The 10,534-nt window shown below is 40.2% G+C and carries 10 protein-coding genes and 1 riboswitch; all 10 genes read left to right on the top strand.

What is annotated here, in order from left to right; genetic code table 11:
- Positions 1-107: 107 nt before the first annotated feature.
- A riboswitch (M-box (ykoK) riboswitch) is annotated at positions 108-258 on the top strand.
- Positions 259-452: 194 nt separating this feature from the next.
- Complete coding sequence (gene mgtA / locus K1I71_RS09075) at positions 453-3,113, top strand: magnesium-translocating P-type ATPase (protein WP_223330800.1); 2,661 nt, start codon at positions 453-455, stop codon at positions 3,111-3,113.
- Between the two features lie 135 nt (positions 3,114-3,248).
- Positions 3,249-3,647, top strand: coding sequence for a transcriptional regulator Spx (gene spx, locus K1I71_RS09070; protein ID WP_000591165.1), 399 nt, complete (start codon positions 3,249-3,251; stop codon positions 3,645-3,647).
- A gap of 60 nt (positions 3,648-3,707) precedes the next feature.
- Positions 3,708-4,277, top strand: coding sequence for an SP0191 family lipoprotein (locus K1I71_RS09065; RefSeq protein ID WP_000725153.1), 570 nt, complete (start codon positions 3,708-3,710; stop codon positions 4,275-4,277).
- A gap of 86 nt (positions 4,278-4,363) precedes the next feature.
- Positions 4,364-4,630 carry an IreB family regulatory phosphoprotein gene (locus tag K1I71_RS09060; RefSeq protein ID WP_000507059.1) on the top strand — a complete coding sequence of 89 codons (267 nt, stop codon included), beginning with the start codon at positions 4,364-4,366 and terminating at the stop codon, positions 4,628-4,630.
- A 3-nt stretch (positions 4,631-4,633) separates the two neighbouring features.
- Positions 4,634-5,053, top strand: a complete 420-nt coding sequence (ruvX, locus tag K1I71_RS09055; RefSeq protein WP_223330799.1) for a Holliday junction resolvase RuvX — start codon at positions 4,634-4,636, stop codon at positions 5,051-5,053.
- A 15-nt stretch (positions 5,054-5,068) separates the two neighbouring features.
- Positions 5,069-5,374, top strand: a complete 306-nt coding sequence (locus K1I71_RS09050) for a DUF1292 domain-containing protein (protein WP_000017620.1) — start codon at positions 5,069-5,071, stop codon at positions 5,372-5,374.
- Positions 5,375-5,680: 306 nt separating this feature from the next.
- Positions 5,681-6,931 (top strand): folylpolyglutamate synthase/dihydrofolate synthase family protein, encoded by a 1,251-nt coding sequence (locus tag K1I71_RS09045; RefSeq protein WP_049487396.1) that lies wholly within the window; start codon positions 5,681-5,683, stop codon positions 6,929-6,931.
- Positions 6,932-7,015: 84 nt separating this feature from the next.
- Positions 7,016-7,480 carry an SP_0198 family lipoprotein gene (locus K1I71_RS09040; protein ID WP_049487397.1) on the top strand — a complete coding sequence of 155 codons (465 nt, stop codon included), beginning with the start codon at positions 7,016-7,018 and terminating at the stop codon, positions 7,478-7,480.
- Positions 7,481-7,734: 254 nt separating this feature from the next.
- The gene (gene cls, locus K1I71_RS09035; protein WP_223330798.1) at positions 7,735-9,267 is read left to right on the top strand and encodes a cardiolipin synthase; all 1,533 of its coding nucleotides are present in this window, start codon (positions 7,735-7,737) and stop codon (positions 9,265-9,267) included.
- A gap of 254 nt (positions 9,268-9,521) precedes the next feature.
- Positions 9,522-10,472: a hypothetical protein gene (locus K1I71_RS09030; protein ID WP_223330797.1), complete on the top strand. Its 951-nt coding sequence runs from the start codon at positions 9,522-9,524 to the stop codon at positions 10,470-10,472.
- Positions 10,473-10,534 lie beyond the last annotated feature (62 nt).

Here is a 10,534-nt window from a genome sequence, read left to right as displayed (position 1 = left end):
GAATGTGCCAACTAAATGAGACACATACAGTTGATTTTTTCTTTTGTGATAAGAGTGGAGTTTTTAGAGGTGCCCTTTTAAATTTTAAAGGTTTATACTGAAAAACGAAAACGGTAGGTGAGGCTACCATAGGGATACGGATGACTACCGCAAAGCAGTGGAGACACTACTCGTTGGTCAACAGTCCTGGTCGCGAAGGCCAAGACTAAGCTCATTACATTGCCCTATGGAGTTAAAGCTTGAACGAAAAACAGATAATCAGTTTTTTAATCCTGCCATTTTATGGTGGGATTTTCTACTGTTTAAATCAAAGAAAGGAGATAGACGATGCAAATTGACGATCATCCGGAACCGCACATACACAGCCAATCGCTGATTTGTGTCGTTCTGCCCTTATAAAGTGATTGGTCTCTGTGTATGAAACACATCATTCATACAGATAGGAGAAACCAATGAAAACTACAAAAGAAAGATTAGCAACAGCTATTCATACATCTTTAAACGAAACTCTATCTTTTTATAAGACAAGTCTAACAGGCTTGACTGGGGAGCAGGTGGAGAAAAATCGTGACCTATATGGTGAAAATACCATCACAAAGGGTCAAGAAGACAGTATCCTCAAAAAAATTTACGAATCCATTATCAATCCTTTTACGATCATCTTACTGGTCATCGCCGTGATTTCCTTGGTGACCAATGTCTGGTTGGCAAAACCAGGTCAAGAAGATCCGACAACTTCCATTATCATCATTGTCCTAGTCCTCATTTCTGGTGGCATACGCTTTGTCCAAGAACTCCGTAGTGATAAGGCTGCGACTAATCTATCAAAAATGATTGTCAACACAGCGACTGTCATTCGTCAAGGAGAAATCCAAGAAGTACCTATCGATGATTTGGTAGTGGGTGACGTGGTTAAATTAAGCGCTGGAGACATGATTCCAGCAGATCTTCTTTTATTTGAGTCGCGCGATTTCTTTGTACAACAGTCGGGCTTGACAGGTGAAAGTGAATCGGTTGAAAAATTGGCCTTGACCAAGGCAACAGTTCAACAATCTGATAGTCTGCTAGAGGCAGAAGCGCTCGCCTTTATGGGAACCAATGTCTTGTCTGGTAGTGCCAAGGCCGTGGTTTTAGCAGTTGGTGATGATACCATGATGGGGGCCATTGAGCAGACTTTGAACACCTATGATGAGCCTACTTCGTTTGAACGGGAGATGAATAGTATTTCGTGGCTCCTGATTCGTTTGATGCTGGTCATGGTGCCCATCGTTTTCTTGTCCAATGGTTTAACAGATGGTGACTGGCTGGAAGCTGGCGTATTTGCTTTGAGTGTTGGTGTTGGATTGACACCTGAGATGCTTCCTATGATTATCACGGCCAGTCTAGCAAAGGGCTCCATCATTATGGCCAAGGAAAAAGTGGTTATCAAGAAACTCAATGCCATACAGGACTTAGGGGCGATTGATATCTTGTGTACGGATAAAACCGGAACCCTTACCCAAGACGAAATTGTTCTTGAATATCCTTTGGATATACATGGAGATTTGGATTTGACCGTCTTGAGACGAGCTTATCTCAATTCTTATTTTCAAACGGGCTTGAAAAATTTGATGGACAGAGCCATCATCAAACGGACTGAAAAGGAAGCAAAAGAACACGCCCTCTTGCAAAATCTGGCTCAAACTTTTCAAAAAATAGATGAGCTTCCCTTTGATTTTGAACGTAGACGGATGAGTGTTATCGTTAAGGATGAACACGAAGTTGTTAGTTTGGTAACCAAGGGTGCCCTAGAGGAAATGTTGACGATTTCCAGTTATGCGGAATACCAAGGAGTGATTACTCCCTTGACAGATGTTATTAGAGAAGAAATTTTAGCAGAAGTCAGACAACTAAATCAACAAGGTTTGCGTGTCTTGGGAGTGGCCTATAAGTCAGGTTTGAGGGAAGGCCATGCCTATACAGTTGATGACGAAGGGGATATGATTCTAACTGGTTATTTAGCCTTCCTAGATCCTCCTAAACCATCTGCAGCACCAGCAATTAAGGCTCTGTTAGAACATGGGGTTCAAACAAAGATTTTGACGGGAGACAACGAAAAAGTTACCCAAGCAGTCTGTGAAAAGGTTGGATTAGATATTAATCAGATGCTGTTAGGGTCTGAAATTGACCAGATGAGTGATCAAGAATTGGCTCAAGCCGTAGAGGAGGTGACAGTCTTTGCCAAACTTTCTCCTGACCAAAAAGCAAGGATTATTTTGCAATTTAAGGCTAATGGTCATGCTGTCGGCTATATGGGAGATGGAATCAATGATGCTCCTTCTATGAAAGTTGCAGATGTGGGGATTTCTGTTGATACAGCAGTAGATATTGCCAAAGAAACAGCTGATGTTATCCTACTTGACAAGGATCTCATGGTGCTTGAAAAAGGATTGGTTGAAGGTCGTAAGGTCTATGCCAATATGACCAAATATATCAAGATGACGGTCAGTTCTAATTTTGGAAATATCTTATCCCTATTGGTCTCTGGAATCTTTTTACCCTTTTTACCAATGGCACCAGTCCATTTGATTATCCTAAATCTAGTCTATGATTTATCTTGTATTGCCTTGCCTTTTGACAAGGTGGATAAAGATTTTTTGAGAAATCCGCATACCTGGGAAGCCAAGTCTATCACACGTTTCATGGTTTGGATGGGGCCTATCTCTTCTGCCTTTGATATTTTGACCTTTATTTTGCTCTATTTTATCATTGTACCCATGACGACAGGTCATGCCTATGTTCATGGGGCAGAGTCGGCCGTAGGATTTATTGTCTTGTTCCAGACAGGTTGGTTTATCGAGTCTATGTGGTCACAGACCATGGTTATCCATATGTTGCGTTCAGCCAAAATTCCCTTTTTACAAAGTCGTCCAGCTTGGCTCGTTCTTGTGACAACCTTATTGGCTGCAGCCTTTGTGACCTTCCTTCCCTACAGTCCACTAGCTAGCCTTCTCCATCTAACTCCTTTAAAATCGATTTATTTCATCTTTTTAATTTTCATCATTATTTTGTATATGATTAGCGTGACAATTGTGAAAAAAATCTATATCAAGAAATATAAAGAATGGCTGTAAATTTCATTTTGTCAAGAAAAAAGTACGAAAATGACGAAAAAAGTCAAAAAAATTTAAAAATAGGTCGCAAGTCGGATGTTTTTTATGGTATAATAGACTAAACTGATAGTAACATGTAGCGAAAGGGGTAGGTACATGATTAAAATTTATACAGTCTCAAGTTGTACTAGCTGTAAAAAAGCAAAAACCTGGCTCAATGCCCACCAGTTAAGTTATAAAGAACAAAACCTTGGTAAAGAAGGAATTACGAGAGAAGAATTACTGGATATTCTAACCAAAACAGATAACGGAATAGCCAGTATCGTTTCCTCTAAAAATCGCTATGCCAAAGCCCTTGGAGTGGATATTGAAGATTTGAGTGTCAATGAAGTTCTCAATCTGATTATGGAAACACCGAGAATTTTAAAGAGCCCAATCCTTGTAGATGAAAAACGCCTGCAAGTTGGCTATAAGGAAGACGATATTCGTGCCTTCCTACCACGCTCTGTCCGTAATGTAGAAAATGCAGAAGCACGTTTGCGTGCAGCTCTATAAACATCAAGGCTGGGAGCAACTCCCAGTCTTATTTTAATTTCAAAAAGAAAGAAGAAAGAAATGAAAAAAATAGTTCTTGTTAGTCTAGCTTTCCTTTTTGTCCTGGTTGGTTGCGGACAGAAAAAAGAAACTGGAACAGCTACAAAAACAGAAAAGGATACGCTTCAGTCGGCATTGCCAGTTATTGAGAATGCTGAGAAGAATACAGTTGTGACCAAGACTTTGGTCTTGCCCAAGTCAGATGATGGTAGCCAGCAAACCCAAACCATTACATACAAGGACAAGACTTTTTTGAGCTTAACGATTCAACAAAAACGTCCAGTTTCTGATGAGTTGAAGACTTATATCGACCAACATGGAGTGGAAGAAACTCAAAAAGCTCTTCTCGAGGCAGAGGAGAAGGATGAGGCTATTATAGAAGCTCGTAAATTAGCAGGATTTAAGCTTGAAACCAAACTATTGAGCGCAACCGAACTTCAAACAACGACTAGTTTTGACTTTCAAGTTCTGGATGTCAAGAAGGCTTCTCAGTTAGAATATTTGAAGAATATTGGTTTAGAAAATCTCTTGAAGAATGAACCAAGCAAATATATTTCAGACAGATTGGCAAATGGCGCGACAGAACAGTAGAAAATCCAAATAAATAGACTGCCTGAATTGTAGAACGTAAGGAATTATGCTATAATGGTACTATTCTAAGGAAAGAGGGTGTTAGAATGGGATTTACTGAAGAAACAGTACGTTTTAAATTGGACGATTCCAATAAAAAAGAAATTAGCGAAACTCTGACTGATGTTTATGCTTCGTTGAACGATAAGGGCTACAACCCGATTAACCAAATCGTAGGTTACGTATTGAGTGGAGACCCTGCCTACGTTCCTCGTTATAATAATGCACGAAATCAAATCCGTAAGTATGAGCGTGATGAAATCGTTGAGGAATTGGTCCGCTACTACCTTAAAGGACAAGGAGTCGATCTATAACCTATGAGAATTATGGGATTGGACGTCGGTTCAAAAACGGTAGGGGTGGCCATTAGCGATCCGCTCGGTTTTACAGCTCAAGGGCTTGAAATCATCCAAATCAATGAGGAGCACGGTCAATTTGGTTTTGACCGTGTTCAGGAGTTGGTTGAAGCTTACAAGGTGGAACGATTTGTAGTGGGCTTGCCTAAAAACATGAACAATACAAGTGGACCGCGCGTGGAAGCTAGTCAAGCCTACGGAGCAAAGCTGGAAGAGCTTTTTGGTTTACCAGTAGACTATCAAGATGAACGCTTGACAACAGTTGCCGCAGAGCGCATGTTGATTGAACAAGCAGATATTAGTCGTAACAAGCGCAAGAAAGTCATTGATAAGTTAGCAGCTCAGCTGATTTTACAAAATTATTTAGATAGAAAATTTTAATACAAAGGAGAGGCTATGTCACACGATCATAACCACGACCACGAAGAACGTGAACTAATTACACTAGTAGATGAGCAAGGAAATGAAACCTTGTTTGAAATCCTTTTGACGATTGACGGAAAAGAAGAATTTGGTAAAAACTATGTTCTCCTAGTACCAGTTAACGCAGAAGAAGACGAAGACGGACAAGTTGAAATCCAAGCTTACTCATTCATCGAAAACGAAGATGGAACAGAAGGCGAATTGCAACCAATTCCAGAAGACTCAGAAGACGAATGGAACATGATTGAAGAAGTCTTCAACAGCTTTATGGAGGAGTAAAAACATCCAGTGGATGTTTTTAGCCCGGCTCTTTGAAATAAAAAAGAGCTGGTAAGTCCGGGGGACGTTTTTAGCCTGACGCTAAAAATAAAAACCGTCAGTAAGTTCGGGGGATATTTTTACCCCAGTTCCTTTAAATAAGAAAGAACTGGTAAGTCTGGGGGACGTTTTACCCCAGATTAACATTCATAGGAGCTAGTTATTAGCTAACCAGGTAAGAGGTCGGGACGAAAATCCTGACCTCATTTTTTGTTATCTATGGAATTTTGCTAGGTAATTGATTGAACTTTTGTCAAGGAGATGTGTATGTTTGAAGTAGAAGAATGGCTTCATAGTCGGATTGGTTTGAATTTTCGATCAGGCTTGAGCCGAATGCAGCAAGCGGTGGATTTGTTGGGGAATCCCGAGAAGTCTTATCCTATTATCCACGTAACAGGAACTAATGGAAAAGGTTCTACCATTGCTTTCATGAGGGAATTATTTATGGGGCATGGCAAAAAAGTTGCGACCTTTACCTCCCCTCATATCGTCTCTATCAATGACCGAATTTGCATTAATGAACAACCTATAGCAGACGCAGACTTTATCCGTTTAGCTGAGCAGGTCAAGGAGATGGAAAAGACGCTTTTGCAAACTCATGACCAGTTGTCCTTTTTTGAATTGCTGACCTTGATTGCTTTCCTCTATTTTAGAGAGCAAGAGGTGGATTTGGTTTTACTAGAAGTGGGAATTGGTGGCTTACTTGACACGACCAATGTGGTAACTGGAGAGATTGCTGTCATCACCTCCATTGGGCTTGACCATCAGGATACTTTGGGCGATAGTCTAGAAGCAATCGCAGAGCAAAAAGCTGGTATTTTCAAGGCTGGTAAGAAGGCAGTGATTGCGAAATTGCCTTCAGAAGCTAGGCTTGTATGTCAGAAAAAAGCCGAATCTTTAGCTGTTGACCTTTATCAGGCAGACCAAGATTTTTCAATGCTGAATGGTGATTTTTCAAGCTCTTTGGCTAATCTTTCACAGTTGAAAATAGGCTTGGAAGGAGCTTATCAGCAGGAAAATGCGGCCTTGGCGCTACAAACTTTTCTTCTCTTTATGAGGGAAGAAAAGGAAGATGTTGATGAGCAGGCTATAAGACAGGCCTTGGAACAGACCCATTGGGCTGGACGTTTGGAGCGTATTCGTCCTCAGATATACTTGGACGGTGCCCATAACCTCCCTGCTTTGACTCGCTTGGTTGAATTTATCAAAGGAAAAGAGCAGGAAGGTTATCGTCCTAAAATCCTTTTTGGAGCTTTGAAACGTAAGGATTATCAAGGTATGTTGGGTTATCTGACTGAAAATTTGCCTCAGGTGGAACTCAAGGTGACCGGCTTTGACTATCAAGGTTCTTTGGATGAGACAGATGTAACAGGTTACGATATAATTCCTTCTTATCGCGAATTTATCAGCAGTTTCGAAGAAAGAGCCGATACCCAGGATTTGTTGTTCGTTACAGGCTCTCTCTATTTTATCTCAGAAGTACGGAGCCACATACTGGCCCACGAGCAGATAAATTGACCTCCTTTTTTGAACTTGTTATACTAGGGGAACTGCCAGTTAGAAGGAACATTCTCTAAATTGGTAGCAGAAAGGAAATTCATCATGAAATTAAAAACATTCACACTTTCTCTTGCTTCTCTAGCAAGTCTTAGTCTCTTAGTAGCTTGTTCACAGAGAGCTCAACAAGTTCAACAACCAGTAGCTCAATCGCAAACTCAACAAACTCAGCAATCACAACCTGCTGCTTCATCTTCGGCAGAAAATTCAAATCAGGCAGCAACAAGTTCTTCACAAAATGCGCCTGAGACTCAACCAACTAATATTGATGGGACTTATACTGGTCAGGATGAAGGAGACCGTATCACTTTAGTGGTAACTGGTACAACGGGTACTTGGACACAGGTAGAAACTGACGGGGAACAAGAAATCAAGCAGGTTAGCTTCGACGCTGCTAATCAACGCATGATTATTGGTGATGATGCCAAGATTTATGCAATCAATGGCAATCAGATGATTATTGACGATATGGATAGAGAAGCGTCTGATCGCATTGTTTTATCAAAATAGACTAGAAGGAGACTGGTTTTGTCAGTCTCTTTTGCTTTTACTCAGAAAAATGATTATAAATACTTGCCTTCTATCGAATACCTGAGTTATACTAGTATCAATTACCTGTTTTTAGCATTCATACTCTTCGAAAATCTCTTCAAACCACGTCAGCTTCCATCTGCAACCTCAAAACAGTGTTTTGAGCAACCTGCGGCTAGCTTCCTAGTTTGCTCTTTGCTTTTCATTGAGTATCAAAATATCAAGGAGGGGATATGAAATATAGAAAATTTCAATTATTAATGTCCAAGTATGGCTTTAGTCTTTCGATTATGCTGCTTGAACTTTCTCTTGTTTTTGGTCTCTTTCTTTACTTAGGGCGTATGGCTCCTATTCTGTGGGTTATTCTCTTAATCTTTATGAGTATGGCGACTATCGTAGCGATTGTCAATCGCTCAATGGCGCCTGATAGTAAAGTGATGTGGTTAGTGGTGACTTTTGTTCCTGTCATTGGTCCCTTGCTCTATCTGATGTTTGGTGAAAGGCGATTGTCCAAAAAAGAAATCAAGCAGTTGGACAAACTTGGTTCTATGCATTTTCGGGAGGATAACAGTAAAGCTCTCCGCCAGAAATTGAAGGAAAATGATAAGGCGGCTTACGGAGTTATCAAATCTTTGCTAAGTATGGATAGCAATGCCGATGTCTATGATCGAACAGATTCACAATTCTTTTCTTCGGGTGAAAGCATGTGGCAATATATGTTGGAAGATCTTAAGAAAGCTGAAAAGTTTATCTTTCTAGAGTACTATATTGTCGAAGAAGGTCTAATGTGGAATAGCATACTAGATATACTAGATCAAAAGGCAGCTCAGGGTGTAGAGGTCAAGATGCTCTATGATGATATCGGCTGTATGGCGACTTTGCCTGGAGACTATACTGTTCAGCTTCGTAGTCGAGGAATTGAAGCCCATAAGTTTAACAAGGTGATTCCTCGTTTGACGGTGGCTTACAACAATCGGGATCATCGTAAAATTCTGGTCATAGATGGTCAGGTAGCCTATACAGGAGGTATTAACTTAGCCGATGAGTACATTAATCATGTAGAACGATTTGGCTACTGGAAGGATAGTGGGATTCGCTTAGATGGCCCTGGTGTCAAGGCTCTAACCCGTCTCTTTTTGATGACTTGGTACATCAATCGTGGGGAAATCAGCGATTTTGACCAGTATCACTTGGAAAATCAGCCTTGTTCTGGCCAAGGGCTCTGCATTCCTTACGGTAGTGGACCCAAGCCTATCTTCCGTACCCAAGTAGGGAAAAAAGTTTATCAAAGTTTGATTAATCAGGCTACTGATTCAGTCTATATCACAACGCCCTATTTGATTATTGACTATGATTTAACAGAGAGTATTAAAAATGCAGCCATGAGGGGTGTTGATGTCCGTATCGTGACACCTTTCATTCCGGATAAAAAATTAATTCAACTCATCACAAGAGGGGCCTATCCAGATCTTTTATCAGCAGGAGTCAGGATTTTTGAGTATAGTCCTGGCTTTATCCACAGTAAACAAATCATAGTGGATAAGGACTTTGCTGCAGTTGGAACCATTAATTTAGATTATAGAAGTTTGCTTCACCACTATGAAAATGCAGTTTTGCTATATAAAACGGCATCAATCACAGAGATTCAAAAAGATTTTCAGGAGATTTTTTCAGTATCTCAAGAAATTTTCCCTCATACGATAAAAAATAGCTGGTATCAGAAATTGATTAAGGAAATTGCCCAGTTATTCGCCCCAATCTTATAAGAAATCTAGGACTTAGGATACAAACCAGTCCTATTTTTCTTGCCTTTTACGAATAAGAAGATATAGGAGGAACGATGCTGACTCAGAAAGAATTGGATTATATCATGTCATTTAAACAGACGCATTTACACCGATTTCGGGAAATTGAAACCTTTGTGAAACTATGCAAAAAATCTCTCAAACAGCCATCGCAAGCTGACAATTTTAGGTCTTTTTGATATACTAAGACAGATAAATTGAATAGGAGAAACGACATGGCTGTATATGGCAGAATCGAAGAAGTATCCGAAATGATACAGAGTGATGGAATAGAAAATAGACTGGATAGGAACCTTGAGTTTCATGCAGAAAAAGAAGAACAGGTAGCTTTCCCGTTTTTCAGACTCATCATTGGAAGTACGATTGCAACGGTTTTTTCTGTGGTGATACCTTTACTTTTAGATATGGTAAGTCCTTCTCAGGCTCAGGATTTGTATATAGGGTGGGCTTTACATCAGGGAGGACAGCTCTACAGTAGCTATTATGCTAGTCACGGTCTTCTTTATTACTTGCTACTTTATATTACCCAAGGAGGCATCCTTTTTTCCTTGGTAGAATGGCTAGCTCTCTTAGGAGGAGGTTATTTCCTCTTTTCTTCAACTGACTATCTGACGGGACAAAGGGAACAAGCCAAGCAACTCCTAACCATATTTTATATTTTGGTATCTGGTCTCGGTTTTGGCGGAGGCTACGCTACTATTTTAGCTTTGCCATTCCTGTTTGCAGGATTTTCGTTCATAGCAGCTTATCTATCAAATCCTAACCATGACAAGGGATTTCTACGTCTGGGGATTTTCTTGGCCCTATCATTTTTTATAGAGCCTCTTACAAGTCTTCTCTTTATTGCAGTAGTAACGATCGGTTTATTTGTCTTTAATGTTGGGCATGGTCGACTTGCTCATGGAGTTTATCAGTTTTTTGCAGCGGCACTTGGTTTTTCTCTCATCTTTTACCCAGTAGGCTACTATGTGCTTACTTCAGGTAGTTTTGGAGGAGCTATAGGAAGTCTTTTGTATCCGATTGATTCCCTTCAGGTTTTTACCAATCCTCAACTAATGGATAATGTTGTATTCTATGGTTTATTGACCTTTGGTTTAGGAGCTCTCTTCCTTGTTTTTCTAGGTTTGTTCCAATCAAAGGCATCAAGATTATATGGGCACCTCTAAAAACTCCACTCTTATCACAAAAGAAAAAATCAACTGTATGTGTCTCATTTAGTTGGCACATT

The sequence above is a fragment of the Streptococcus mitis genome, from assembly GCF_019929545.1.
In the GTDB taxonomy this organism is placed as follows: domain Bacteria; phylum Bacillota; class Bacilli; order Lactobacillales; family Streptococcaceae; genus Streptococcus; species Streptococcus mitis_BU.
This window is presented reverse-complemented; position numbering and strand designations above follow the sequence as displayed.

What these genes read in the sequence shown, in the direction of transcription:
- mgtA (WP_223330800.1), top strand. Translation starts at nt 453, where the DNA reads ATGAAAACTACAAAAGAAAGATTAGCAACAGCTATTCATACATCTTTA.
- spx (WP_000591165.1), top strand. Translation starts at nt 3,249, where the DNA reads ATGATTAAAATTTATACAGTCTCAAGTTGTACTAGCTGTAAAAAAGCA.
- K1I71_RS09065 (WP_000725153.1), top strand. Translation starts at nt 3,708, where the DNA reads ATGAAAAAAATAGTTCTTGTTAGTCTAGCTTTCCTTTTTGTCCTGGTT.
- K1I71_RS09060 (WP_000507059.1), top strand. Translation starts at nt 4,364, where the DNA reads ATGGGATTTACTGAAGAAACAGTACGTTTTAAATTGGACGATTCCAAT.
- ruvX (WP_223330799.1), top strand. Translation starts at nt 4,634, where the DNA reads ATGAGAATTATGGGATTGGACGTCGGTTCAAAAACGGTAGGGGTGGCC.
- K1I71_RS09050 (WP_000017620.1), top strand. Translation starts at nt 5,069, where the DNA reads ATGTCACACGATCATAACCACGACCACGAAGAACGTGAACTAATTACA.
- K1I71_RS09045 (WP_049487396.1), top strand. Translation starts at nt 5,681, where the DNA reads ATGTTTGAAGTAGAAGAATGGCTTCATAGTCGGATTGGTTTGAATTTT.
- K1I71_RS09040 (WP_049487397.1), top strand. Translation starts at nt 7,016, where the DNA reads ATGAAATTAAAAACATTCACACTTTCTCTTGCTTCTCTAGCAAGTCTT.
- cls (WP_223330798.1), top strand. Translation starts at nt 7,735, where the DNA reads ATGAAATATAGAAAATTTCAATTATTAATGTCCAAGTATGGCTTTAGT.
- K1I71_RS09030 (WP_223330797.1), top strand. Translation starts at nt 9,522, where the DNA reads ATGGCTGTATATGGCAGAATCGAAGAAGTATCCGAAATGATACAGAGT.